Source organism: Pantoea wallisii, from assembly GCF_002095485.1.
In the GTDB taxonomy this organism is placed as follows: domain Bacteria; phylum Pseudomonadota; class Gammaproteobacteria; order Enterobacterales; family Enterobacteriaceae; genus Pantoea; species Pantoea wallisii.
This window is the reverse complement of the sequence record NZ_MLFS01000032.1, coordinates 15581-40330: the sequence shown is the minus strand read 5'-3', so window position 1 is coordinate 40330 and position 24750 is coordinate 15581. Positions and strand designations below refer to the sequence as shown.

General features: G+C 57.4%; 21 protein-coding genes and 2 pseudogenes. 10 read left to right on the top strand and 13 right to left on the bottom strand.

Translation table 11 applies throughout. The features are described from left to right. The first annotated feature begins 67 nt into the window (after positions 1 to 67). Complete coding sequence (locus tag HA48_RS12640) at positions 68 to 394, top strand: YejG family protein (protein ID WP_128601628.1); 327 nt, start codon at positions 68 to 70, stop codon at positions 392 to 394. Here HA48_RS12640 and yejF read toward each other — a convergent pair. The 9 genes and pseudogenes from yejF to yeiP all read right to left on the bottom strand — a co-directional run bounded on the left by yejF (position 388) and on the right by yeiP (position 11248). Beyond that, positions 388 to 1976: pseudogene (gene yejF / locus HA48_RS12635) on the bottom strand (microcin C ABC transporter ATP-binding protein YejF). The gene HA48_RS12640 and the pseudogene yejF sit on opposite strands and share 7 nt — an antisense overlap. Next, positions 1977 to 2999 (bottom strand): ABC transporter permease, encoded by a 1023-nt coding sequence (locus HA48_RS12630; protein ID WP_128601627.1) that lies wholly within the window; start codon positions 2997 to 2999, stop codon positions 1977 to 1979. Continuing rightward, positions 2999 to 4087, bottom strand: a complete 1089-nt coding sequence (locus HA48_RS12625) for a microcin C ABC transporter permease YejB (protein ID WP_128601626.1) — start codon at positions 4085 to 4087, stop codon at positions 2999 to 3001. Before HA48_RS12625 ends, HA48_RS12630 begins: the two co-directional genes overlap by 1 nt. Before the next feature lie 10 nt (positions 4088 to 4097). Further along, positions 4098 to 5906, bottom strand: a complete 1809-nt coding sequence (locus HA48_RS12620; protein ID WP_128601625.1) for an extracellular solute-binding protein — start codon at positions 5904 to 5906, stop codon at positions 4098 to 4100. 65 nt (positions 5907 to 5971) lie between these two features. Next, complete coding sequence (locus tag HA48_RS12615; RefSeq protein ID WP_128601624.1) at positions 5972 to 7537, bottom strand: cyclic di-GMP phosphodiesterase; 1566 nt, start codon at positions 7535 to 7537, stop codon at positions 5972 to 5974. 222 nt (positions 7538 to 7759) lie between these two features. After that, positions 7760 to 8338 (bottom strand): bifunctional murein DD-endopeptidase/murein LD-carboxypeptidase, encoded by a 579-nt coding sequence (mepS, locus tag HA48_RS12610; protein WP_128601623.1) that lies wholly within the window; start codon positions 8336 to 8338, stop codon positions 7760 to 7762. 514 nt (positions 8339 to 8852) lie between these two features. Continuing rightward, positions 8853 to 9560: a phosphatase PAP2 family protein gene (locus HA48_RS12605; RefSeq protein ID WP_128601622.1), complete on the bottom strand. Its 708-nt coding sequence runs from the start codon at positions 9558 to 9560 to the stop codon at positions 8853 to 8855. A gap of 44 nt (positions 9561 to 9604) precedes the next feature. Then, on the bottom strand, positions 9605 to 10579 hold the full coding sequence (locus tag HA48_RS12600; protein ID WP_128601621.1) for a CobW family GTP-binding protein: 975 nt from the start codon (positions 10577 to 10579) through the stop codon (positions 9605 to 9607). 96 nt (positions 10580 to 10675) lie between these two features. Beyond that, complete coding sequence (gene yeiP, locus HA48_RS12595; protein ID WP_128601620.1) at positions 10676 to 11248, bottom strand: elongation factor P-like protein YeiP; 573 nt, start codon at positions 11246 to 11248, stop codon at positions 10676 to 10678. Positions 11249 to 11397: 149 nt separating this feature from the next. Here yeiP and HA48_RS12590 point away from each other — a divergent pair, with 149 nt between their 5' ends. The 4 genes from HA48_RS12590 (at position 11398) to fruA (ending at position 15699) form a co-directional block, all read left to right on the top strand. Then, positions 11398 to 11652: a YkgJ family cysteine cluster protein gene (locus HA48_RS12590; RefSeq protein ID WP_128601619.1), complete on the top strand. Its 255-nt coding sequence runs from the start codon at positions 11398 to 11400 to the stop codon at positions 11650 to 11652. A 276-nt stretch (positions 11653 to 11928) separates the two neighbouring features. Continuing rightward, positions 11929 to 13059, top strand: a complete 1131-nt coding sequence (fruB, locus tag HA48_RS12585; RefSeq protein WP_128601618.1) for a fused PTS fructose transporter subunit IIA/HPr protein — start codon at positions 11929 to 11931, stop codon at positions 13057 to 13059. Next, positions 13056 to 13994, top strand: a complete 939-nt coding sequence (gene fruK / locus HA48_RS12580; protein ID WP_128601617.1) for a 1-phosphofructokinase — start codon at positions 13056 to 13058, stop codon at positions 13992 to 13994. Before fruB ends, fruK begins: the two co-directional genes overlap by 4 nt. Positions 13995 to 14010: 16 nt before the next feature. Further along, positions 14011 to 15699, top strand: coding sequence for a PTS fructose transporter subunit IIBC (fruA, locus tag HA48_RS12575; RefSeq protein WP_128601616.1), 1689 nt, complete (start codon positions 14011 to 14013; stop codon positions 15697 to 15699). Between the two features lie 49 nt (positions 15700 to 15748). On the opposite strand, the gene nfo is transcribed toward fruA, so the two are convergent. Next, positions 15749 to 16597: a deoxyribonuclease IV gene (nfo, locus tag HA48_RS12570; RefSeq protein WP_128601615.1), complete on the bottom strand. Its 849-nt coding sequence runs from the start codon at positions 16595 to 16597 to the stop codon at positions 15749 to 15751. A gap of 163 nt (positions 16598 to 16760) precedes the next feature. Here nfo and HA48_RS12565 point away from each other — a divergent pair, with 163 nt between their 5' ends. The 5 genes and pseudogenes from HA48_RS12565 (at position 16761) to HA48_RS12545 (ending at position 21688) form a co-directional block, all read left to right on the top strand. Further along, complete coding sequence (locus HA48_RS12565) at positions 16761 to 17138, top strand: YkvA family protein (RefSeq protein ID WP_128601614.1); 378 nt, start codon at positions 16761 to 16763, stop codon at positions 17136 to 17138. Between the two features lie 9 nt (positions 17139 to 17147). Further along, the gene (gene yieE, locus HA48_RS12560; RefSeq protein WP_128601613.1) at positions 17148 to 18014 is read left to right on the top strand and encodes a DNA-binding transcriptional regulator YeiE; all 867 of its coding nucleotides are present in this window, start codon (positions 17148 to 17150) and stop codon (positions 18012 to 18014) included. Between the two features lie 136 nt (positions 18015 to 18150). Then, a pseudogene (locus HA48_RS12555) lies at positions 18151 to 19616 on the top strand (amino acid permease). A 204-nt stretch (positions 19617 to 19820) separates the two neighbouring features. Next, positions 19821 to 20900, top strand: a complete 1080-nt coding sequence (locus HA48_RS12550) for a FecCD family ABC transporter permease (protein ID WP_128601611.1) — start codon at positions 19821 to 19823, stop codon at positions 20898 to 20900. Beyond that, positions 20900 to 21688, top strand: coding sequence for an ABC transporter ATP-binding protein (locus tag HA48_RS12545; protein WP_128601610.1), 789 nt, complete (start codon positions 20900 to 20902; stop codon positions 21686 to 21688). The genes HA48_RS12550 and HA48_RS12545 overlap by 1 nt, the downstream gene beginning before the upstream one ends. A gap of 61 nt (positions 21689 to 21749) precedes the next feature. Here HA48_RS12545 and fghA read toward each other — a convergent pair whose 3' ends face one another. The 3 genes from fghA to ptrR are packed head-to-tail and all read right to left on the bottom strand — an operon-like array spanning position 21750 to position 24687. Next, positions 21750 to 22592 (bottom strand): S-formylglutathione hydrolase, encoded by an 843-nt coding sequence (gene fghA, locus HA48_RS12540; RefSeq protein ID WP_128601609.1) that lies wholly within the window; start codon positions 22590 to 22592, stop codon positions 21750 to 21752. Positions 22593 to 22604: 12 nt separating this feature from the next. Beyond that, on the bottom strand, positions 22605 to 23729 hold the full coding sequence (locus HA48_RS12535) for an S-(hydroxymethyl)glutathione dehydrogenase/class III alcohol dehydrogenase (RefSeq protein ID WP_128601608.1): 1125 nt from the start codon (positions 23727 to 23729) through the stop codon (positions 22605 to 22607). Positions 23730 to 23775: 46 nt separating this feature from the next. Further along, positions 23776 to 24687 carry a putrescine utilization regulator PtrR gene (gene ptrR / locus HA48_RS12530; RefSeq protein ID WP_128601607.1) on the bottom strand — a complete coding sequence of 304 codons (912 nt, stop codon included), beginning with the start codon at positions 24685 to 24687 and terminating at the stop codon, positions 23776 to 23778. Positions 24688 to 24750 lie beyond the last annotated feature (63 nt).

Sequence of the window (24750 nt, the reverse complement as noted above, 5' to 3'; positions counted from 1 at the left end):
GTGGGGATTCACCGCGATAAGGCCGTCCGTTGTGAATAACGCTAACGTCTCTGGGGATTGAAACACTATGCTGCAACTCTCTGTTGTGCATCGTTTACCGCAGCACTACCGCTGGTCAGTGGACCATGTGGGCGAAATTGAACGCCAGGAAACGGCGAATGGTGTGCATGATGAAGATCTTATTGCGCTGCGTCTGTTGAGTCATGACGGCCACCTGGCGCTGGAAATTCTGCTCCAGCTACAGGAGACGCTGGCGCAGATTCAGGTCGAGTGCAAAATTGCTCAATGCGAAGGGCAGCCGTGCCTGCTGATTCAGCGTATCGACGAAAGCGCCACCAACTGTTGCCTGAAAAACCAGGGCGTGGCAATCGCTGAAACCTTCGACGGTCACTGAGTGAAGGGCTTGCCCTGAGCGGACGCCAACAGCTGGCGCGTATATTCGGACGCCGGCGCGTTAAACAGCGCTTCACACGATCCCTGCTCTACCACTTCGCCCTGACGCAGCACAATCAGCTGATGGCATAGGGCACGCACCACCTGTAAATCGTGGCTGATAAACAGATACGCCAGCTGGTGCTGCTGTTGCAAACGGCGCAGCAGGGTAAGGATCTGCTTCTGCACGGAACGATCGAGTGAAGACGTTGGCTCGTCTAACACAATCAGCTGAGGTTCCAGAATCAGCGCGCGCGCAATGGCAATCCGCTGCCGCTGGCCGCCTGAAAACTCCGCCGGATAACGTGAACGCGCCCCGGCATCCAGTCCGACCTCCTGCATCACCGCAATCACTTTCGCTTCCTGCTCAGCCGCGCTCAGCGTGGGCCGGTGCACCGCCAGCCCCTCGGCGATCACCTGCTGCACGGTCATGCGCGGATTGAGCGATGAGTTTGGATCCTGAAACACGACCTGAATCCGCTGACGCAGCGGCAGCAGCTGCTGACGTGTTAGCTGATGCAACGGTTGACCGTCAAACCAGATCTCACCGCGCGCGGCTATCAGCCGCAGTAGCGCCAGGCCGGTGGTACTCTTCCCGGAGCCGGATTCGCCGACCAGGCCAAGGCTTTCACCGCGTTGCAGGGTAAAGCTGAGATCGTGCAGCGCGCGCTTCTCCGCCACCACACGCTTCAGTAATCCACGGCGTATCGGGAAACCCACCTGCAGGTTCTTCACCTGCAGCAGTGGCGGTGCTTCAGCAAGCGGCACCGGCTCGCCGTCCGGTTCAGCGGCCAGCAGTTCGCGCGTGTACGGCTGTTGCGGCTGACTGAACAGGCGATCGCAGCGGTTACTCTCCACTTCCCGTCCGTTACGCATCACCGTTACGCGATGCGCCAGCTGACGCACAATATTCAGATTATGGGTAATAAACAGCATCCCCATATTGAGTTCGCGCTGTAGTTCGCGCAGCAGCTGTAAAATCTGCGCCTGTACTGTGACATCCAGTGCCGTGGTGGGTTCATCGGCAATCAGCAATTTCGGCTGGGTGAGCAGCGCCATGGCGATCATCACGCGCTGGCGTTCGCCGCCGGAGAGTTGATGCGGGAGATCCTGCAGGCGCGAAGCGGCGTGGCGGATGCCAACCCGATCAAGACAGCTGAGAATCTCGCCACGCGCCGCTTCACGGCGCATGCCGCGGTGCAGCGACAGCACCTCATACAGCTGCTTCTCCACGCTATGCAGCGGATTGAGTGAGACCATCGGCTCCTGAAAAATCATCGCCATCTGATTACCGCGCAAACCGCGCAGCGTGCGTTCGCTGGCCTGCAAAATGTGCTGACCGTTAAACACAATTTCGCCCTGCGGGTAACTGACCGGCGGCTGGGCAACAAACGCATGATCGACAGCGCCGTTACGCTCTTACCCGAGCCGGATTCACCGACCAGCGCCAGCGTCTCTCCGGCATCCACGTGCAGTGAGATATCTTCCACTACGCGGCGTGTATCAAAGGCCACCGCCAGATGCTTAACTGTTAACAGGCTCATTTAGCGTCCCCGGGATGGATCAAAGGCATCGCGTACCGCTTCGCCAATAAATATCAGCAGCGAAAGCAGCAGGGCGAGGGCGAAGAAGCCGGAGAGCCCCAGCCACGGCGCCTGCAAATTGTTTTTCCCCTGCAACAGCAGTTCACCGAGTGAGGGCGATCCCACCGGCAAGCCGAAGCCAAGAAAGTCCAGCGACGTCAGCGTGGTAATCGAGCCACACAAGATAAAGGGCAGAAAGGTCAGCGTGGCGACCATGGCGTTGGGCAGCAAATGGCGCAGCATAATGCTGCTGTCGCTGACGCCCAGCGCCCGGGCTGCGCGAATGTAGTCGAAATTACGGGCGCGCAGAAACTCGGCGCGCACCACGCCCACCAGGCTCATCCAGCCAAAGACTACCGTAAGCAGCAGCAGCCACCAGAAATTGGGCTGGATCACGCTGGAGAGCAGAATCAGCATAAAGAGCGACGGCATGCCGGACCACACTTCAATCAGGCGCTGGCCTACCAGATCGATACGTCCGCCAAAATAGCCCTGTAGCGCGCCCACCACGATGCCAATCACGCTGGAAAACAGCGTCAGCAATATGCCAAACAGCAGGGAGATGCGCGTACCGTAGAGCAGGCGCGCCAGCACATCGCCCCCGTTAGCATCGGTGCCGAGCCAGTTCTGGCGCGAAGGCGGAGAGGGGAAGGGCACATCGGTGGCAAAGTTGATGGTGCTGTCGCTAAAGCGAATCGGCGCCCAAATGGCCCAGCCCTGTTGGTCAATGCGCTGTTTCAGCCACGGATCCTGATAATCGGCCGGGGTTGAGAAGGCGCCGCCGTAGTCACTTTCGCTGTAGTTCACCAGCAGCGGCACGTACCAGCGCTGCTGGTAGTGCACCAGCAACGGCTTATCGTTAGCCAGCCATTCGGCCCCCAGCGAGAGCACAAAAATCACCAGAAAGATCCACAGCGACCAGTAACCGCGGCGGTTATGTCGGAAGCGTTGCCAGCGCTGCTGGTTTACGGGAGATAAGCGCATCAGCGGCCCTCAAAATCAATGCGCGGATCGACCAGCGTATAGGTCAAATCGCTGAGAATATTCATCAGCAAGCCAATCAGCGTAAAAATATATAGCGTGCCGAACATCACCGGATAATCGCGCTGGATGGTGGCGTCATAGCCCAGCAGACCCAGTCCGTTAAGCGAGAACATCACCTCAATCAGTACGGAGCCGGTAAAGAACATGCTGATAAAGGTGGCAGGGAAACTGGCGATGACCAGCAGCATGGCGTTCCTGAATACGTGTCCGTACAGAATACGTTTTTCATCCAGCCCTTTGGCGCGGGCGGTCACCACATACTGTTTGCGGATCTCATCCAGAAAGGCGTTTTTGGTCAGCATGGTGAGCGTAGCGAAACCACCAATCACCGTTGCCAGCACCGGCAGCGCAATGTGCCAGAAGTAATCAGTGATTTTGCCGTACCACGGCAGCGTATCAAACTGCGGTGAGGTGAGGCCACGCAGCGGGAACCAGTCGAGATAGCTGCCGCCAGCAAACAGCACAATCAGCATGATGGCGAACAGAAAGGCCGGGATGGAGTAGCCAATAATGATAAACATGCTGCTCCAGATATCAAACGCGCTGCCGTTGCGTACCGCCTTTTTAATCCCAAGCGGAATCGAGACCAGATAGATAATCAGCGTGCTCCACAGCCCCAGGCTAATGGATATGGGCAGGCTCTCTTTGATGAGCTGCAGCACCGATGCGCTGCGAAACAGGCTGTCGCCAAAATCGAAGCGCAGATAGTTCCACAGCATCTCACCGTAGCGCTGCAGCAGCGGCTTATCGAAACCGTAGCGGTGTTTGATCTCTGCGATCACCTCCGGGTCGAGACCGCGCGCGCCGCGATACTGGCTGTCACCAGGATTGTCGCGTACCAGCGCACCGCGCGCGCTGCTGTCCGCGCCGCTACCGGGTAAACCGGTACTGTGGCCAAACTGAATATTGGCCAGCGCCTGATCGACCGGGCCGCCCGGCGCAATCTGCACAATAAAAAAATTCAGGGTAATGATGGCCCACAGCGTGGGGATAATCAGCAGTAACCTGCGCAGAAAATAAGCACCCAAACCGCTCTCCTCAGCGTCGATCCGCCGGCAGACGCCCGGCTTTATTGACATCGTACCACCAGTTCTCCAGCCCGGTCGTAAAGGCGGGCTTGATCGCCGGATGCGAGAATTTATCCCAACAGGCCAGCCGCTGCTCGGCGTTGTACCACATCGGAATCATATAAGCATTCCATAGCAGAAGGCGATCCAGCGCCTTGCCGAGCGGACGCAGCGCCTTCTCATCGCCCTGATGCGCCACGATCGCCTTAACGAAGTGATCAACCAGCGGATCTTTAACGCGTGCAGTGTTCCATGAGGAGTCGATATAGTCAGATTGCCAGATGATCTGCATATCGGCAGAGGGCCACGGCATCGCCTGGTAGAGCGAAGGGATCATATCGTAATCCCCTTCACGCAGCCGGCGCAGAAACTGGGAGCTGTCTGTCTGGCGCAGCGTCACCTGAATACCAAGACGTGCCAGGCTGTGCTGGAACGGCAGCGCCCAGTCATTCTGGGACCCGCTGCGCATCAACAGTTCGAAGCGGAACGGCTGGCCGGTTTTGTCATTGACCAGCTGCTGGTTTTTAACATGCCAGCCGGCGTCGTTCAGCAGCTGCATCGCCTTGAGTAAATTGCCCCGATCAAAACCGCTGCCGCTGGAGCGGGGTGGGGCATATTCGTGGGTAAAAATCTCGGGCGGCAGTTGCGCTTTATAGGGCGCCAGTAAGACCAGCTCATCGGCTTTGGGATAGCCCTGCGCCGCATAATCGGTGTTCTGAAAATAGCTGCTGGTACGCGTATACGCGCCATAAAACAGCGCTTTGTTCATCCACTCAAAATCAAATGCCAGCGTCAGGGCTTCGCGTACCCGTCGGTCAGCGAACAGCGCCTTTTCGTTGTTGAAAGCCAGCCAGCGCGTATCGGTTGAGACAGTATTGGGCGTAGTGGATTTCACAATGGCATGGCTGTCAAAGTTGCGACCGCGATATTGCGTCGCCCACTTTTTCGCTGAACTCTCCTCCCGCAGGTCATACGCGCCCGCTTTAAAGGCCTCAAAGGCTACGTTGTCATCAAGATAGTAGTCATACCGAATCGTATCGAAATTAAAGCGCCCGCGATTAACCGGCAGATTGGCGGCCCAGTAGTTTTTCACCCGGCTGTACTGAATAAACTGGCCGGATTTGTAAGACGTGACGCGGTAAGGCCCGCTGGCAAGCGGCGGATAGCCCAGCGGCTCATTGAATTTTTTGTTATGCCAGAAGGCTTCCGGCAGTACCGGCAGGGTTAACCAGCTCAGCAGCCGATCTTTATCCGGTTTTGGCATCTCAATGCGTACCGTCAGACGATTCAGCGCGCTGACCGTTACGCCGCGATACGCCGCCCGAAATTGCGGTACGCCCTCGGTCATGAATTTCTGGAATGTAAAGGCCACATCCTGAGCGGTAATCGGTGTGCCGTTCTGGAATTGTGCATGCGGATTGATCGCCACCTCCATCCAGTGAAAATCGGCGGGATAACGTGCCGACTCGGCTATCAGTGGATAGTAGCTGCCGGGTTCATCGTCGGAGGTGGTAAACAGGCCGTCATATAAGGTATCGGTACCGACACCGGGGTTACCGCGCGAGGCGTAGCGGTTGAAATTATCGTAAGTGCCCACCACGGCAAGCGTAATTTTACCCCCTTTCGGGGCGGCCGGGTTCGCGTAGTCATAATGGGTGAAATTGACGGCATATTTAGGATCGCCCAACTTAGCAAAGGCGTAGCTTTCATTGATAATGGCGGCATGCAGTGGCGCAATCGCGCTGCATACCAGCAGCACTGTAACAAGACGAAGCAGCATAAGTGGGGCGCTCTCCTTTAGTGTTCCGCACTGTATGGTAGCAGTTTCATGCCACGCGCGTGACGTTAACCCAAACGCGCCTGGCTTTGATAGTAGTGGATCAGATTTTCCGGACGCAGCGGGCGGCTGAACAGATATCCCTGTAAATGGGTCACGCCGCGATTCACCAGCCAGGCGGCTTGGTCACCGGTTTCAACCCCTTCAGCAACCGTTTTCAAATTCAGCTTCTTTGCCAGCAGCAGTACCGCATCCAGCACCGGCGACGTCACGGTTTCGGTGCCGATGCTCTGCACAAAACCGCGGTCAATCTTGAGATAATCAAACGGATACTTCTCCAGATAGATCAGCGCGCTGTGGCCGGTACCAAAATCATCTATCGCGATCTTAAAGTCATTATCGTGCAACCACGCAAAGACCTCGCCGGCGCCTTTCTCACCCACCATGGTGCGTTCGGTGATTTCAAAAACGTAATTGAAATGGTCGGCAGGCATCGCGGCGATCCATGTCTGCACATGGTGGCGAAAATCACAGGAGGCGAGATGCAGGGGAGAGAGGTTCAGGCTCAGGCGTGTGCCGCGCGGCAGTTGCTGGCTCAGGAACCGTGCATCGCGCGCGACCAGGCTAAACAGATGCTGCGTCAGCGGAATGATCAGGTTTTGTGCTTCGGCATAGCCGATAAAAACGTCTGGCGGAATCATGCCCTCAACCGGGTGCGTCCAGCGCAGTAGCGCTTCGACCCCGTACGGCCGGCCATCCTGCGCGGTTACCAGCGGCTGATACTCGACATGAAATTGCCCGCGCTTGATGCCGAGTAAAATTTCGCGACCAGGGCGCTGATGCAGCGACAGCAGTAGCCAGCTGGCGGCTGCCACCAGCAAGGAGAACAGCAGCCCGGTCAGCAGCGCCAGGTGATAATCGCGCGCGGCCAGCGTGCTGCCATACAGCATGAACTGCAGATTGCCTTCGCGAAGCGGGAGCGACATCAGTGCGGGTGGCAAATCGCTTACGTGTACAACCTGGTTTGTACCGCTCAGCAATGCTCTGTCACCGACGACCAGCGCCATACCGGTGATCTCAGGATGGTAAGAGGCCAGCAGCTGATAGGGCGTCAGGCTGATATTCAGGGTCGCGAGGATGCCATTCTCCATCGCGCCAGGATTCTTCAGCCACAGCGCCAGTGCAGGCTTTCCCGGCAAGAGCGGGGTGCCAGGCAGCAGCCGCAGATCGCTGTCGCGCTCCAGTTCAGACTCCGGGGAGATATTGCCGGCAGGGAGCAGGAAAGCGCCGGTAGCCGATGAGCAGTAAGCGGTGCCGTTGCGCACCAGCAGGATGGCGCGGATATTATCGGCAAACGCGGCACGTGAAGTCAGCTCACGGCTCACGCTGCTACAGGGGAGCTGCGTATACTGCTGCATAGGATTGAGCGTATCCATTAGGGTGGCAATAACCTGATGTAAATCATCGCGGCTATGTGCAAGCAGCTGCTGATGTTGCTGGACGCGCTTTTGCCAGGTCAGCGTGAGTAGCACAATGACAAACAAGACAAAGAAAGCGGCCCCAATGATTGCGCTACTCCAGGCGATGCGTCGCGAGTAGCTGGCATGACGTTTCAACGTCCCCGACAGTGGCATGGAGTGTTCCCCTGGTCTCGCCATTTTTATTATCAAAACTGCATACAACTGTACTGGTGCAAGGCAACGAGAATATAACGAGGCGGCGCGAAAAGTCTCGTTATATTTTTGATACGCAATTACTTTTTAACCGCATGATTTGACTTAATAAATCGCAGGCGAAAAAAAACGCTGCCGGGGCAGCGTTTTTCTGATTCTCTGGCTGAGAGGACCATCGTTGGGTTACGCACCCGGGTGTTTAGCAAGTACCCGACGCGCTTCGCGGTAACGTGTTTTCCAGTAACTGTCATTCAGGCTGGAGATCATCACGCCACTGCTGGTGGACGCATGGACAAAATTATCATTGCCCAAATAGATGCCCACGTGGCGACCGGTAGAACCGGCGCGGAACAGCACTAAATCACCGGGACGCAATTTGCTGCGTGAGATCTCTCTGCCGGTATCCTGCTGCTGTGAGGTTGAGCGTGGCAGCTCTAAACCAAACTGTTCGCGAAAGGTGCGCTGAACAAAAGCAGAACAGTCAATGCCGCGTTTGGTGTCACCGCCTAAGCGATAACGGACACCTTTCCAGTCACTGTACTGCTCCATGATGCGGGACTTAACGTCCACATTCTGCACCATCTGTTCAAATTCGTCCTGAGACGCCTGAAGTAAAAAACCATTCTGGTTGTTAACTTCATGATTCTCGTTATTCGCGTTCTGACCGTTATGCGTACTGCTACATGCTGATAAAAGTGTTGCTAATGCTACTGCGGGGATAATCCGCCTGAGGTATCTCAGAATTGGTTGAGACTTGACCATTATAGGTGTGTTCCTTCGATGTCCTTACGACAGAATGTCGCCAGCCAGATGACAAAACGGGTTGAGATTAATAAGTACCACGGTCTAAGACAATTCCTTAATTACTAAAATGTGTTAATGCACACACTTTTGGTCTTTAAGGCACCGCATTTTATGCTGCACTTATGGAATCGGAGTTGAGGTTAACCGATTACAGACCGCGTGGCGAGTGCTTTTCTATAAATTTTTATAGGTTTTATTGATGTGAAATCAATCCGTAACAGAGTGGTTACTTTATCAACAATTGGTAGCGAATTAAACGCCAATAAGCGGGATAATAAGGGTCTAATTCCAACGCTAAGGCTGATTTTAAGAGGGTTCTGGCTGGACAGCCTAAGAATAACGCCAGGATCAGGCAGTTGCGACCATAACCTTTTCTTTTATCGAAAAACGGTTAGGTCGCTAATAATTTATTTAAGGATTAAATAAGCGCGGGCGATAATGTTTTGGCTTTATGATCACCCGCGCTTAACAGTTACGCGCGCGGCTTATATTTGCCGGGTAACGAACGAAAGAGCCAGTTAACCAGTTTGTCGCTGGCCGGCGTTAATAACCACCAGCTCAGGCCCACCAGAATAACGGAGAGCGATCCGACGGCAATATCGGTGAACCAGTGTGCGCCCGCCATAATGCGCGGCAGGGCAAAGATCACCACAATAGCCATGCCGACCAGAAACGCGCGGAAGCCGAAATAGCGCCACATAAAGCAGGCAAAAATAATCAGCATCATACCGTGGTCGCCCGGGAAGCTATCTTTAGAGGCATCTTTTGCAGGGATACCGGTCAGTTCACTGACGCGATGCACATTCTCAAAGAACAGCGTCGGGCTGGAGTGCTTCACGGGTAATAAGTGGCCCAGCTGGTTGAGGATCACGGCGGTCAGCAGCATGGTAATGCCAATCGCCAGCATGCGACGGCGGCCCTCCGGCGTTTCGCGCCGCCAGAACCACAGATACAGCAAACCCATTGCCAGCAGGGAAACGGCATCAAAGCCGCGGAAGTTGGTAATGGCCACCAGCAGCGCAAAGCCGTGGTGATCAACCATCTGGTCGTTAAAGCCAAAAAAGATGCCTTTATCGATGGCAAACCAGAACCCGTGATCGGGCGGCAGATACCAGGATAAAAACAGCATCACTCCCAGCGCATTCAGCAGCAGGATAGTGATCAGACGAGAAGCGCGCATAAAAAATAGACTCAAAAAAGAAATAACGGGCAAACTTAACGCAGTTAATTTAAACGAATCTTCAACAGCGAAGTCTGCAATACATTCCAGTCGACGGGCTGATGGTGAATTAATTCAATCCGGCTATCCGGTGGCGTGGTGGGGCGCGTTTCGATAAACAGATCCTCGCCCTGACGATTGATACTGACAACACCGTCCGGCGTGCGCAGCACCCCTTTCACGCGGTCCACCGGCGCAAGCCGCGCCCACTCCAGTGCCGGTATGGTATCGAATACCGTATCACCATCAAAAATCCAGCCACAGGAAGCATAGCCCTGACCCTCATTTAGCGCACGGCGCCAGCGTGCGTCACCCTCCAGTTTCAGCGCGGCCAGTCCTTGTGGTCGCGGAGCATGATGATGGTGAGCCGCATCCGGCACCGCACGATCTGCCAATGCTGGCTGGCTCAGCAGGGCCGGATCGATGTTGCCCCATGCAGACTCAATCAGCTGGCGATCGCCCAGAAACTGCTGCTGCCACGCCGCCAGGCGCTGTCGATCGTCCTTGCTCCACGTGTCGCTTTTATTGGCGATAATGATATCTGCGGCGACCAGCTGATCGCGGAAGTTTTCATTCTCCAGCACGCGCGTATCGCTTAGCTGGCGGGGATCGAGCAGCGTTAGCGTCGCATCAACCTGGATCCAGGGTTGATACACTGCGGCACGCAACATATTCAGCAGCTGTTTGGGATGGCCCAGGCCGGTGGGTTCGATGATGAGGCGGTCAGGCTTGCTCTGCCGGAGCAGCATATTCAACCCAACCTGCAGCGGCAGGCCGTTGACGCAGCACATGCAGCCGCCGGGGATCTCTTTGAGCGTGGCGCCGCGATCGGCAAGCAGGGCGCCGTCGATGCCTACTTCGCCAAACTCATTAACCAGAATCGCCCAGTTCTCATTGGCGGGCTTATGGGCTAACAGATGCAGCAGGGTAGTGGTTTTACCGCTGCCAAGAAAGCCGGTAATGATATTTACGCGCGTCATTGTCTACTCCATTAAATAAGCGCGCCGGATAACAGCATCCGGCGCACGCGATTGTTATACTATAACAACCCACGGCGGCCGGAGAAAACCGTGCGATCAGTCAGCGCGACCCATATAACGGCGTTCAGCAATATGAATGCGGATACGATCGCCGTTGCTGAGATACTCCGGCACCTGAATCGAGAGGCCGGTGCTCATGCCCGCAGGCTTGGTGCGCGCGCTGGCGGACGCGCCTTTGATACCCGGTGAGGTATCCACAATTTCCATATCGACGGTTTGTGGCAGCTCCAGCGCCAGCACCTGTCCATCCATCGTCAGCACCTGAATACCCGGAATGCCGCCCTCCGGAATAAACAGCAGCTCCTCTTCGATCTGATCTTTTTTAAAGTTGTAAGGCGTGTAATCCTCGTCATCCATAAAGACGTACTCGTCGCCGTCAATATACGAGAAGGTAACGGCGCGACGGCTCAGCTGGATGGCATCGATAATGTCGTCGCCTTTAAAGCGCTCTTCCACTTTCATGCCGGTACGCACATCAGTAAAGCGCATTTTATATAGCGTGGCGGCGCCGCGTGCGCTGGGGCTCTGTACATCAATGTCTTTCACCAGCAGCAGTTTGCCGTTCCAGGTGACAGCCATGCCCTTTTTGATTTCGTTTGCCTTTGGCATCTGTGTGTCTCGCTCTGAGAAGATTATGCGCGCCACGTTACTCGCGCCGCGAAAAACAGGCAAGTGAGGCAGTGTAAAATTGTTGCGCGGGCATAGCATTCACGGGCGGCCACTGCTATTGTCGCGCGACTTTTCTGCAGGAGCGCATGATGTTGTGTCGAGACCAGTGCGGTGCCTGCTGCACAGCCCCCTCCATCTCTTCGCCGATCCCCGGCATGCCCAACGGCAAGCCTGCTAATGCCCGCTGCGTCCAGCTGGATGACCAGCAGCGCTGTAAAATCTTTGCGTCTCCTTTGCGCCCGGCGGTGTGTGCCGGTCTGCAGCCGGATGCGGAGATGTGCGGTCGCAGCCGCGAAGAAGCCATGATTTTCCTGCTGCAGCTGGAAGCCGATACCGCGCCATAAGCCGCGCTGACATACAGCTGAAGTGTTTCGCTTACCGCTGCCTGGCGTTACAGCAAAACGTCAGCTTCTCATGCGGAAAATTCCTGAATCCATCATGAAGTGTGCGGAGCGTCAAAAATCTGCTACGCCGATTGCGCATTTTCTTGCCTGACACGGTGGGCTGTACCATATTTCCTGAAACGTTTCAGCGTTGTCTTATCGGCTAAGCCGGTGTCGCACAGCGTGTTTTTTCGCCATTAAGCTGAAACGATTCAATTTCAGCAAGCGAGGAGAGATATGTTCCAGCTCGAAGTTCAGGCCATTCATACCGGTGCCAGCGCACAGGATAAAGAAGAGGCGATCCGTCAGGTTGCCGCAGCGCTTACCGCCGCAGGCAACGTCGCAGAAGGCTACGTTAACGGTATGCTGGCGCGCGAACAGCAAACCACCACTTTCCTGGGTAACGGTATTGCCATTCCGCACGGCACCACTGACACGCGCGATTTGGTGCTCAAAACCGGCGTCCAGGTCTATCAGTTCCCGCAGGGTGTGGACTGGGGCGACGGTCAAATCGCCTGGGTTGCGATTGGTATTGCAGCCAAATCGGATGAACATCTTGCGCTGCTGCGCCAGCTGACGCACGTACTGAGCGACGACAGCGTGGCAGATCAGCTGAAAACGGCTTCAGCGGAAGATCTGCGCGCCTTACTGATGGGTGAGAAGCAGGCCGCAGAGTTCAAATTTGATACCTCGCTGATCGCCACTGAGGTGGCAGCCAGCGATCTGATGACGTTACAGGCGCTGAACGCCGGACGTCTGCAGGCGGCGGGCGCAGTCGACGCCAGCTTTGTTGCCAGCGTGGTCTCCGGCGCACCGCTGAGCCTCGGTCAGGGCATCTGGCTCAACGACAGTGCCAGCGGCAACCTGAACAGCGCGGTCGCCGTTAGCCGTGCCGCCACACCGTTTGTGCATCAGGGTGAAAATGTCGCGCTGCTGCTGACCGTGGCCGCGGCTGATGAGCGTCCGCTGGAGGTCCTCGGCTACCTCAGCAACCTGCTGCAGGCGAACAAAGCTGAACGTCTGCTGAAAGCGGATGCCGCCGGCATTCTGGCGTTACTGACCAGCGAAGTGGATGAAGCGGCAGAGGTGCTTACCGCTGAATTTACTATCCGCAATGAGCACGGCCTGCATGCGCGTCCGGGCACGGCGCTGGTCACCGTGATCAAACAGTTCAACAGCGATATCACCGTAACCAATCTCGACGGCAGCGGTAAACCGGCCAACGGACGCAGCCTGATGAAAGTGGTGGCGCTCGGCGTGAAGAAGGGCCATCGCCTGCGCTTTACCGCCAGCGGCGAAGATGCGCAGCAGGCGCTGAACGCCATTGAAGAGGCTATCAACAGCGGATTGGGCGAGGGGGTAGCATGAGCCGTCGCGTCGCCACTATTACCCTGAATCCCGCCTATGATCTGGTGGGATACACGCCGGAGATCGAGCGCGGTGAAGTCAACCTGGTGAAAACCACCGGTCTGCACGCCGCAGGTAAAGGCATTAACGTCGCCAAAGTGCTGAAGGATCTGGGCATTGACGTCACCGTCGGTGGTTTCCTGGGCAAAGAGAATCAGGATGGCTTTCAGCAGCTGTTCAGCGAGCTGGGCATCGCCAACCGTTTTCAGGTGGTGCAGGGCCGTACCCGCATTAACGTCAAGCTGACAGAAAAAGATGGCGATGTCACCGACCTGAACTTCTCTGGCTTTGATGTTACGGCGCAGGATTGGGATCGCTTCACCGCCGATTCACTGACCTGGCTCGGCCAGTTTGACATGGTGTGCGTCAGCGGCAGCCTGCCTGCGGGCGTGGCGCCGGAAGCGTTCACCAAATGGATGAGCGATCTGCGCACGCTCTGTCCGTGCATTATCTTTGACAGCAGCCGTGAAGCGCTGGTTGCTGGCCTGAAAGCCGCGCCGTGGCTGGTTAAACCCAACCGTCGCGAACTGGAGATCTGGGCGGGTCGCAAACTGCCGACGCTGCAGGATGTGATTGATGCCGCGCACGAGCTGCGCGAGCAGGGTATTGCCCACGTGGTGATCTCCCTCGGTGCGGAAGGCGCACTGTGGGTGAACGCCTCTGGCGAATGGATCGCCAAACCGCCAGCTTGTGAAGTGGTCAGCACCGTGGGTGCCGGCGACTCTATGGTCGGCGGCCTGATTTACGGCTTGCTGATGCGTGAATCCAGTGAACACACGCTGCGTCTGGCAACGGCAGTGGCGGCCATGGCCGTCAGCCAGAGCAACGTCGGCGTGACCGATCGTACCCAGTTAGCCGCGATGATGGCGCGCGTTGACTTACAACCCGTTAACTAACAGCAGGAGAGCGATAATGAAAACGCTGCTGATAAAAGATGCTTCACTCGGCCTGGCGTCCGGGCACTTAGCCACGGAACGTCTGCGCGCTGCGGCGGCGCAGGCTGGCCTTGAGCTGGTCAATAGCGCTGCTGAGGCAGAGCTGGTGCTGGTCGCCGGGCAAACCGTCCCGGCGGATGCGCAGCTGGCCGGCAAATCCGTTGCGCTGGTGGACGTGCAGCAGGCGCTGCGTGATCCGCAGGCGGCAATTGCGCTGGCCAAAGACGCGGCCAAAACCTGGCAGCCCGCTGTTGCGCCTGTAGCCGCGGCTACGCACAACAGCCAGAAACGTATTGTGGCCGTGACCGCCTGCCCAACCGGCGTAGCCCACACCTTCATGGCAGCTGAGGCGATCGAAGCCGAAGCCACCAAACGTGGCTGGTGGGTAAAAGTGGAAACCCGCGGTTCGGTCGGCGCCGGTAATGCGATTACCCCGGAAGAGGTCGCGGCGGCAGATCTGGTGATCGTTGCGGCAGACATCGATGTGGATCTGGCGAAATTTGCCGGTAAGCCGATGTACCGTACCTCAACCAGCCTGGCGCTGAAGAAAACTGCGCAGGAGCTGGATAAAGCGCAGGCGGAAGCGAAAACGTATCAGCCGTCCGGCAACCAGGGCGCGGCAAGCCAGAGCGACAGCAAAGAGAAAGCCGGTGCTTATCGTCACCTGCTGACCGGTGTCTCATACATGCTGCCGATGGTGGTCGCAGGCGGCCTGAGCATCGCGCTCTCCTTCGCCTTTGGGATTACCGCCTTTAAAGAGCCGGGTACGCTGGCGGCTGCGCTGATGCAGATCGGCGGCGGCAGCGCCTTTGCGCTGATGGTGCCGGTGCTGGCCGGCTTTATCGCCTTCTCGATTGCCGATCGTCCGGGTCTGACCCCAGGTCTGATTGGCGGCATGATCGCAACCAGCATCAACGCTGGCTTCCTTGGCGGGATCATCGCCGGTTTCATTGCCGGTTATGCGGCGAAGCTGCTGAGCAGTAAAGTGAAGCTGCCGCAGAGTATGGAAGCGCTGAAGCCGATTCTGATCATTCCACTGGTTGCCAGCCTGATTACCGGCCTGCTGATGATCTATGTCGTGGGTAAACCGGTTGCTGGTATTATGAGCGGTCTGACCAACTGGCTGGCGAACATGGGCACCGCCAATGCGGTACTGCTGGGCGCGATCCTCGGCGGCATGATGTGCACAGATATGGGCGGCCCGGTGAACAAAGTAGCCTATGCGTTTGGGGTGGGCCTGCTCAGTTCGCAAACTTACGCACCCATGGCTGCCATCATGGCTGCCGGTATGGTGCCACCGCTGGCAATGGGCGTGGCAACGCTGGTGGCGCGTCGTAAGTTCAATAAAGGGCAGCAGGAGGGCGGTAAAGCGGCGCTGGTGCTGGGCCTGTGCTTTATCTCTGAAGGGGCAATTCCTTTCGCCGCGCGTGACCCGATGCGTGTGCTGCCCTGCTGTATCGTTGGCGGCGCCATCACCGGCGCGATCTCCATGGCGATTGGCGCGAAGCTGATGGCACCACACGGTGGTCTGTTCGTGCTGCTGATTCCAGGCGCGATTACACCGGTGCTGGGCTACCTGCTGGCGATTGTGATTGGTACGGCGGTGGCAGGCCTGGGCTATGCCATTCTGAAACGTCCGGAAGAGGAGCTGGCGAAAGCGGCTTAATTACGGGCAGGCATAAAAAAGGGAGCTTCGGCTCCCTTTTTGTTGTGCGTTATTCAGGCTGCTGCTCGGACTTCAGCCATGCAATCTCATCTTTCCAGATATCGGCATTGATGGTTTCCAGAATCATCGGGATGCCATCAAAGCGCTTATCCTTCATTAACCAGCTGAACGCACTCTTGCCAATGTTGCCTTCGCCCAGGCTGTGGTGGCGGTCAACGCGGCTGCCCAGCGTGCTCTTGGCATCATTAAGGTGCATACCGCGCAGGTAGCGGAAGCCCACAACGCGCTCAAACTCGGCGAAGGTGGCGGCACAGGCCTCTTCGGTACGCAGATCGTAGCCGCCGGCGAAGGCGTGGCAGGTATCGATGCACACGCCCACGCGTGCTTTGTCTTCCACGTGATCAATAATGGTGGCGAGATGCTCAAAGCGGAAACCGAGGTTGCTGCCCTGGCCGGCGGTGTTCTCAATCACGGCGACCACGTTGTGCGTTTTATCCAGCGCGATATTAATTGATTCAGCAATTCGCTTCAGGCAGGCCTCCTCATCAATCTGCTGCAGATGGCTGCCGGGGTGGAAATTGAGCAACGTCAGGCCGAGCTGCTCAGCGCGCTGCATCTCATCGAGAAACGCCTCGCGGGATTTCTCTAACGCATCCATCACCGGATGGCCCAGGTTTATCAGATAGCTGTCGTGCGGCAGAATTTGCGCTGAAGTGAAGTTGTACTGCTCACAGGCGGTTTTGAACGCATCAATCACCTGGCCTGAGAGCGGGGCGGCTTTCCACTGGCGCTGATTTTTGGTAAACAGCGCGAAGGCTGTGGCTTCGATTTCATGGGCACGGATAACTGCCTGGTCTACGCCGCCTGCTGCACTGACGTGTGCGCCGATATATTTCATGCCGCTCTCCTGAATGGGCGTGGGGGTATCGCGAAGCGCACATCATAACGGATGCGGTTGCGCCAGGAAAAGTTATGGCCGCACAATCAGTGCGGCGCTTGGTTAAAAGTGAAATTGCTAATATATTAGATTTCAACCGGAATAAGTAATAAGAGAGGGAACCATGTTCATGCGCTTGCGCCGCTGGGCGCGGCTCATCAAACGTGATGTGCTGACGCTGTGGTTTGCCTGCCGCGATCCGCGTACGCCATGGTGGTTTAAACTGCTGGCGTTTGGCATTGTGGCCTATGCCCTGAGCCCGATAGATCTCATTCCGGACTTCATTCCCATTATTGGCCTGCTGGATGACGCAATCATCGTGCCGCTTGGCGTGATTGTTCTGCTGCGCCTGTTACCGCGTGAAATCCGTATCAGCAGCGCTGAACGCGCCGATGTGCAGCGGGCGCGCGGGAAGAAGATTGTCAGCTGGGCCGGCTTCGGTCTGATGCTGCTGATCTGGCTGGCGGTGGTGATCTATCTTGTGCAGCGTTACGCAATGTAAGGAGGGCGCATGCATATCACTCTGCGTCAGGTTGAGGTCTTTACCGAAGTACTGAAGAGCGGCTCCACCACCCAGGCCTCTCAGGTGCTGGCGCTGTCGCAGTCGGCGGTCAGTGCCGCGCTGGCAGATTTAGAGACGCAGCTCGGCGTGCAGCTGTTTGACCGTGTCGGTAAGCGGCTGGTGCTGAATGAGCACGGTCGTCTGCTCTATCCCCGCGCGGTCGGCCTGCTGGAGCAGGCGGGCGAGATCGAACAGCTGTTTAAAGAGGATAACGGCGCCATCCGCCTGTTTGCCAGCAGCACCATCGGCAACTATCTGCTGCCGGGCATGATTGCTGCCTATCGCCGCGACTTTCCGGCGCTGCCGCTGGAGCTGAGCGTGGGCAATAGTCAGGATGCGATCAACGCGGTGGCGGATTTCCGCGTGGATATCGGCCTGATTGAAGGGCCCTGTCACGAGCCGGATATCCTCAGCGAACCCTGGCTTGAGGATGAGCTGGTGGTATTTGCGGCACCGGATGCGGCGCTGCTGCAACAGCCGATTACGCTGGAGAGCCTGGCGGCGGCGCCGTGGATTCTGCGTGAGCGTGGCTCCGGAACGCGCGAAATCGTGGATTATCTGCTTCTCTCGCACCTGCCGCAGTTTCAGCTGGGCATGGAGCTGGGCAACTCGGAGGCGATCAAGCATGCGGTGCGGCATGGCATGGGCATCAGCTGTCTGTCACGCCGCGTGATCACCGATCTGCTGGAAGCCGGCACGCTGGTGGAAGTTAACGTGCCCTTGCCGCGCCTGACGCGCACGCTCTATCGCATTCACCATCGACAGAAGCACGTCTCCAAAGCGCTGCAGCGTTTTCTCGCCTATTGCCGCGAATAAGCGCGGCGTCGGCTACGCTGTGGCTAATAATCGCTGGCCGATCATGAAGGTAACTAATAACCCGTGGTGAATGCTATACAGTGCAGGCTTTGCTGCTACAATCGCGCCTTATTTTTATCCGGCATAGCGTTTACACATGCATAATGACTCAAAAACAACACAACAACCTGGCTGCGCCGTGAACTAAAAGCGCGCCATCTCACCATGATCGCCATTGGCGGCTCCATCGGCACCGGCCTGTTTGTCGCCTCGGGCGCCACTATCTCTCAGGCCGGACCTGGTGGTGCACTGCTCTCTTATGCGCTGATCGGCCTGATGGTCTACTTCCTGATGACCAGCCTTGGCGAACTCGCAGCGTTTATGCCGGTTTCCGGTTCGTTCGCCACCTACGGCGCCAAATACGTTGAAGAGGGCTTTGGTTTCGCCCTCGGCTGGAACTACTGGTACAACTGGGCAGTGACCATTGCCGTCGATCTCGTCGCCTCACAGCTGGTAATGAACTACTGGTTTCCGGACACGCCGGGCTGGATCTGGAGCGCGCTGTTCCTCGGCCTGATGTTCCTGCTGAACTTCATCTCGGTGAAGGGCTTTGGCGAAGCCGAATACTGGTTCTCGCTGATTAAAGTCACGACCGTGATCGTCTTTATTATCGTCGGCGTGCTGATGATTGTCGGCATTATGCGTGGCGCAGAGGGTGCCGGCTGGCACAACTGGACAGTCGGCGATGCGCCGTTTGCCGGCGGGTTTGCAGCGATGATTGGCGTGGCGATGATTGTCGGTTTCTCCTTCCAGGGCACCGAACTGATCGGGATTGCCGCCGGTGAATCGGAAGATCCGGCCAAAAATATTCCGCGCGCGGTGCGCCAGGTATTCTGGCGTATTCTGCTGTTCTACGTGTTTGCCATTCTGATCATTAGCCTGATTCTGCCGTATACCGATCCACAGCTGTTGCACAATGATGTGACCGATATCAGCGTCAGTCCGTTTACCCTGGTGTTCCAGAATGCGGGTCTGCTGTCAGCGGCGGCGGTTATGAACGCGGTTATCCTCACGGCGGTGTTGTCCGCGGGTAACTCAGGCATGTACGCATCAACGCGTATGCTGTTTAACCTCGCGCAGGAGGGCAAAGCGCCGCGCATGTTCGCGAAGCTGTCGAAGGGCGGTGTGCCGCGTAACGCGCTGCTGGCCACGACCGTGGTTGCGGGGCTCTGTTTCCTGAGCTCGAAGTTTGGCAATCAGGAGGTCTATTTGTGGCTGCTGAATACCTCCGGCATGACCGGCTTTATCGCCTGGCTGGGGATTGCGATCAGCCATTATCGTTTCCGCCGTGGCTACGCCGCGCAGGGGCATAATCTGGCCGACCTGCCGTACCGTTCAGGTTTCTTTCCGCTGGGACCGATCTTTGCCTTTGTGCTCTGTTTGATCATTACGCTGGGGCAGAATTATCAGGCGTTCCTGGCCGATCGTATTGACTGGTACGGCGTGGCCGCCACCTATATCGGGATTCCGCTGTTCCTGTTGATCTGGCTCGGTTACCGGCTGACGCGGGGTTCACGTTTTGTGAAGTACAGCGAGATGGAGTTCCCGACCTTTAAGCAGTAGAGCGGGGCGGTCGCCATGAATGGCGATCCTGGAGGCGCTGTGCGGCCAGACCCGCCCGGCGCCCGCAGGATACGCATTCATGCGCACCGGGTTTCCATACCGCACCAGCGGTTTGAGCTTTGTTACAGACATATAATTGATAATTATTATCACCTGCTCTATTGTGGCAGCCGTTATGGTTACGATAAGAAAACAGGTTAAATAATGCGTATCACGGACGCCGCGCAGGTGGCGGAGAACGGCACTGAAGCCGATACCCTGACACGTTATCGTCAGGTACTGCGTCAGCGCCTCATGCTGATTGCGGTACTGGTGCTGGCGATAGTGGCATCGGTTATTCTTGATTTTACCCTCGGCCCGGCCGGGCTCTCGCTTGAAACCCTGTGGCAAACGCTGATCCATCCTGATGCCATGGATGCCGGTACCCGCGTTATCGTCTGGGATATTCGCCTGCCTTACGCGCTGATGGCGGTGGTGGTCGGGTTCTCCCTGGGCCTTGCCGGTGCCGAAATGCAAACCATTCTGAACAACCCATTGGCCAGCCCTTTCACGCTGGGCGTCTCTTCTGCCGCCGCGTTTGGCGCCGCGCTGGCCATTATCCTCGGTATTGGTATACCCGGCGTACCCGATCAGTGGTTCATCTCGCTTAACGCTTTCATCTTCGCACTGTTTGCCGCGCTGATGCTCGACGGCATTACGCGCTGGACCAACGTATCGACATCCGGTGTGGTGCTGTTTGGCATTGCGCTGGTCTTCACCTTTAACGCCCTGGTCTCCATGATGCAGTTCATCGCCAGTGAAGATACTCTGCAGGGCCTGGTGTTCTGGACCATGGGCAGCCTGGCGCGCGCCTCGTGGGAGAAACTCGGTGTCCTTACCGCCGCGTTTGTCGTGCTGATTCCTTTCTCAATGCTCAGCAGCTGGAAGCTCACCGCGCTGCGTCTCGGAGAGGATCGCGCTATCAGCTTCGGTATTGATGTGCGCCGTCTGCGCCTCACCACGCTGCTGCGCATCAGTATCCTTTCGGCGCTGGCCGTCGCCTTTGTGGGCCCGATAGGCTTTATTGGCCTGGTGGCGCCGCATATCGCCCGCATGATGTTTGGCGAAGATCACCGCTACTATCTGCCCGCCAGCGCACTGATTGGCGCACTGGTGCTCTCTCTGGCGTCAGTGGCCTCGAAAAATCTGATCCCCGGCGTCATCATCCCCGTCGGGATTGTGACGTCGCTGGTCGGCGTGCCGTTCTTCCTCAGCATCATTCTGCGCCATCGGGGGACCGTGTAATGGAACAGGGATTACGCCTTCGCCATCTCTCTGCCGGCTATCCGAAGCGTAAAGTCATTGAAGACCTGAACGTACCGCATCTGCCGCGTGGGAAAATCACCGTGCTGCTTGGCCCGAACGGCTGCGGTAAATCGACGCTGCTGCGTGCGCTGGCGGGATTGAGCAAAGGGCAGGGCGAGCTATGGCTGAACGGCGAAGAGCTTATGACGCAGCCGTTTGCCCGGCGGGCACAGCGCGTTGTCTACCTGCCGCAGACGCTTCCGGCGGGCGTGCATCTGCATGTGCTGGAGTCGATCATTGTGGCGCAGCGCGCCTCGGGCGGCCTGCACAGCGCATCCGGTGAGGCAGAAATTATGCATCTGCTGGTGCAGCTGGGCATTGCGCATCTGGCTATGCGCTATCTCGATCAGCTCTCAGGTGGGCAGAAACAGCTGGTTGGCCTGGCGCAATCGCTGATTCGGCGCCCGGAGCTGCTGCTGCTGGATGAACCGCTGAGCGCGCTGGATTTGAACTACCAGTTCCACGTGATGGATCTGGTCCGGCGTGAGACGCAGCTGCGCGACATCGTCACGGTAGTGGTGGTGCATGACATTAACATTGCGCTCAGGCACGCCGATCATGCGCTGATGCTGAAGGATGGCAAACTGCTGGCCGATGGCGCGCCGTCGCAGGTGATTACGCCGGATACGCTGGCGCAGGTCTATGGCGTGCGCGGCCGTATTGAGCACTGTTCACAGGGGATGCCGCAGGTCATGATCGACGGGCTGGTGGCAGAGTCGCTGATATAGATAAGGTGCCTGCGCGTCCCCCACCGCACGGAGAGTGCGCGTGGGAGAGCGCAGATTTACCCTACACCAGCAGATGCTTCGCGTGGAATCGCAAGTGGTCCTCTACGAAGCTGGCGATGAAGAAATAGCTGTGATCGTAGCCCGGCTGGATGCGCAACGTCAGGGGAAAACCCTGCTCGCGCGCAACCGTCTCTAATCGCTCAGGGCGCAGCTGATCGGCAAGGAACTGATCGCTGTCTCCCTGGTCGATCAGAATCGGCAGGCGCTGCTCCACTTCACCCATCAGCAGGCAGCTATCCCATTCACGCCATGCCTGACGATCGTCTCCCAAATAAGCGGCAAAGGCTTTCTGCCCCCACGGCACCTCGGTGGGATTGACGATGGGCGCAAATGCCGAAGCCGATGCAAATCGACCGCCCAGGCGCAGCGCCAGAACCAGCGCACCGTGCCCGCCCATCGAATGGCCCATCACCGATTGCCGCTCGCTCAGGTTGAAATTATCTGCCACCAGGGCCGGCAACTCCTGACTGAGATAATCGAACATACGGTAGTGCGCCGCCCACGGCTGCTGCGTGGCGTTGAGATAAAATCCTGCGCCCTGACCGAGATCGTAACCACTGTCATTGGCGACTTCGTCACCGCGCGGGCTGGTGTCAGGCATAATCAGCACCAGACCCAGCTCCGCCGCCACGCGCTGCGCCCCGGCTTTGGTCGTGAAGTTCTCATCCGTGCAGGTCAGCCCCGCGAGGAACCACACCACCGGCGGCGGCGCATCGTCCTGCGGCGGCGGCAAAAAGATGCTGAAGGTCATCGGACAGTTCAGTACCGCCGAGTGGTGACGCCAGCGCTGCTGCCAGCCGCCAAAGATGCGATGCTCTTCCAGCAGCTCCAGAGTGGATGCCATAACGCCTCCTGATTACTTGTTGAAATGCACTACAGAACGGATCGATTTCCCTTCGTGCATCAGATCAAAGGCGTCGTTGATCTCTTCCAGCGGCATGGTATGCGTAATGAAATCATTCAGCGCGAACTTACCGTCCAGATAATCCTGCACGATACCCGGCAGCTGGCTGCGGCCTTTAACGCCACCAAAGGCGGAACCGCGCCATACGCGGCCGGTCACCAGCTGGAACGGACGGGTGGCGATCTCTTCACCGGCACCGGCAACGCCGATAATGACCGATTCGCCCCAGCCTTTATGGCAGCACTCCAGCGCGGAACGCATCACGTTCACGTTACCGATGCACTCAAAGGAGTAATCGACGCCGCCATCGGTCAGCTCTACGATCACTTCCTGAATCGGCTTGTCATAATCTTTTGGATTGATCAGATCGGTCGCACCCAGTTTGCGCGCCAGATCGAATTTGCTGGTATTGATATCGACACCGATGATACGGCCCGCTTTGGCCATTTTTGCACCGATGATTGCCGAAAGACCGATACCACCCAGACCAAAGATGGCAACCGTATCGCCCTCTTTGACTTTCGCCGTGTTCATCACCGCACCCATACCGGTGGTGACGCCGCAGCCCAGCAGACAGACCTCCTCCAGCGGCGCCTCTTTACTGATTTTCGCCAGCGAAATCTCCGGCACGACCGTGTATTCAGAGAACGTCGAGGTGCCCATATAGTGGAAGATAGGCTTGCCATCTTTAAAGAAGCGGGTGGTGCCGTCTGGCATCAGGCCTTTGCCCTGGGTGGTGCGGATCGCCTGGCACAGGTTGGTTTTACCGGACAGACAGAATTTACATTTGCCACACTCGGGCGTGTAGAGCGGAATCACGTGATCGCCAACGGCTACGCTGGTGACGCCTTCGCCAACCGCTTCCACCACGCCGCCGCCTTCATGACCCAAAATCGCCGGGAAGACGCCTTCCGGATCTTTCCCGGAGAGGGTATAGGCATCGGTGTGGCACACACCAGTGGCGACGATACGCACCAGCACTTCACCTTTTTGCGGGGGCATCAGATCCACTTCTTCAATCTTCAGTGGTTCGCCAGCTGCCCAGGCAACGGCGGCGCGGGTTTTAATCATGTTCATGTCGTTCCTCTTCCTTCGGATGTCGTGATGAAAAAATAAAAAACGGTCACTCAGCGGCCTGCAACGGATGCAGCAGTTCATCGTTGAGCGGACGGTCGTCAAACATTTCAATAATCAAGTACTTCAGGGCTTCTACGTTGGGCGTGAAAGCGTCGCGTCGCCACATCAGCCAGGTGGCGGTATCGCGGTATGCCGGCGGCAGGATGTGCTCCTGCACGCGTGCACGTGCAGGCATCTGCGCCAGTACCGATGCCGGAATCATCGCGACGCCGCCGCCGCCCGCCACGCAGGCCACCATGGCGTGATAAGACTGGATCTCCATCACGCTGTTGGGCGCGCTCTGGCTCTCGCGGTACCACGACTCCAGTTTGGTGCGGTAGGAGCAGCTATTGCCGAACGCGAACAGCGTATCGCCCTGGGTGTCGCGCGCGCTCTCAATCGGTGCGTGCTCCAGGCTGGTGATCAGCACCATCTCTTCACGGAAAGCGATGCAGCCGTTGAGGTCGTCATGCGTCGCCGGGCCGTCCACCAAAGCCGCTGCCAGCGTACCGGCGCGCACCTTGTCGATAATATCGCCCGAGGTACCGGTGATAAGCGAAAGCGCCACGCCGGGATAGCGCTGGTGATAGGCGGCCAGCAGGCCCGGCAAGCGGGTTGCCGCCGTGCTCTCCATTGAGCCAAAGGCAAAGTTGCCGCCCGGTTCGCCGGCGCGCGCCATGTTCAGCGCTTCATCGCTCAGGGTCAGAATACGCTGCGCATAATTAAGAAAATTGTGGCCCATAGGCGACAGGCGAATGCGCTGCTTCTCACGAATAAACAGATCGACGCCAATCTCCTCTTCCAGCTGGCGCAGGCGCGTGGTGAGATTAGAAGGGACGCGATGTAGCACTTCGGCGGCGCGAGCCAGCGAGCCGGTTTCGGCCACGGAACAGAACATGCGGAGCTGAACTAAATCCATATTCTCTTCTCGTAAACAACTTGGTTAATATTATTCACTTTTCGTGAGTGTAAACGTCATGCA

Bases quoted from the DNA above. Each gene is read 5' to 3' on its own strand.
- HA48_RS12605 (WP_128601622.1), bottom strand. From the start codon at position 9,560: ATGCGCGCTTCTCGTCTGATCACTATCCTGCTGCTGAATGCGCTGGGA.
- fruB (WP_128601618.1), top strand. From the start codon at position 11,929: ATGTTCCAGCTCGAAGTTCAGGCCATTCATACCGGTGCCAGCGCACAG.
- yeiP (WP_128601620.1), bottom strand. From the start codon at position 11,248: ATGCCAAAGGCAAACGAAATCAAAAAGGGCATGGCTGTCACCTGGAAC.
- HA48_RS12600 (WP_128601621.1), bottom strand. From the start codon at position 10,579: ATGACGCGCGTAAATATCATTACCGGCTTTCTTGGCAGCGGTAAAACC.
- fruA (WP_128601616.1), top strand. From the start codon at position 14,011: ATGAAAACGCTGCTGATAAAAGATGCTTCACTCGGCCTGGCGTCCGGG.
- fghA (WP_128601609.1), bottom strand. From the start codon at position 22,592: ATGGCATCCACTCTGGAGCTGCTGGAAGAGCATCGCATCTTTGGCGGC.
- HA48_RS12565 (WP_128601614.1), top strand. From the start codon at position 16,761: ATGTTCATGCGCTTGCGCCGCTGGGCGCGGCTCATCAAACGTGATGTG.
- yieE (WP_128601613.1), top strand. From the start codon at position 17,148: ATGCATATCACTCTGCGTCAGGTTGAGGTCTTTACCGAAGTACTGAAG.
- HA48_RS12550 (WP_128601611.1), top strand. From the start codon at position 19,821: ATGCGTATCACGGACGCCGCGCAGGTGGCGGAGAACGGCACTGAAGCC.
- HA48_RS12630 (WP_128601627.1), bottom strand. From the start codon at position 2,999: ATGCGCTTATCTCCCGTAAACCAGCAGCGCTGGCAACGCTTCCGACAT.
- ptrR (WP_128601607.1), bottom strand. From the start codon at position 24,687: ATGGATTTAGTTCAGCTCCGCATGTTCTGTTCCGTGGCCGAAACCGGC.
- HA48_RS12545 (WP_128601610.1), top strand. From the start codon at position 20,900: ATGGAACAGGGATTACGCCTTCGCCATCTCTCTGCCGGCTATCCGAAG.
- HA48_RS12535 (WP_128601608.1), bottom strand. From the start codon at position 23,729: ATGAACATGATTAAAACCCGCGCCGCCGTTGCCTGGGCAGCTGGCGAA.
- HA48_RS12620 (WP_128601625.1), bottom strand. From the start codon at position 5,906: ATGCTGCTTCGTCTTGTTACAGTGCTGCTGGTATGCAGCGCGATTGCG.
- HA48_RS12615 (WP_128601624.1), bottom strand. From the start codon at position 7,537: ATGCCACTGTCGGGGACGTTGAAACGTCATGCCAGCTACTCGCGACGC.
- HA48_RS12640 (WP_128601628.1), top strand. From the start codon at position 68: ATGCTGCAACTCTCTGTTGTGCATCGTTTACCGCAGCACTACCGCTGG.
- HA48_RS12590 (WP_128601619.1), top strand. From the start codon at position 11,398: ATGTTGTGTCGAGACCAGTGCGGTGCCTGCTGCACAGCCCCCTCCATC.
- fruK (WP_128601617.1), top strand. From the start codon at position 13,056: ATGAGCCGTCGCGTCGCCACTATTACCCTGAATCCCGCCTATGATCTG.
- nfo (WP_128601615.1), bottom strand. From the start codon at position 16,597: ATGAAATATATCGGCGCACACGTCAGTGCAGCAGGCGGCGTAGACCAG.
- mepS (WP_128601623.1), bottom strand. From the start codon at position 8,338: ATGGTCAAGTCTCAACCAATTCTGAGATACCTCAGGCGGATTATCCCC.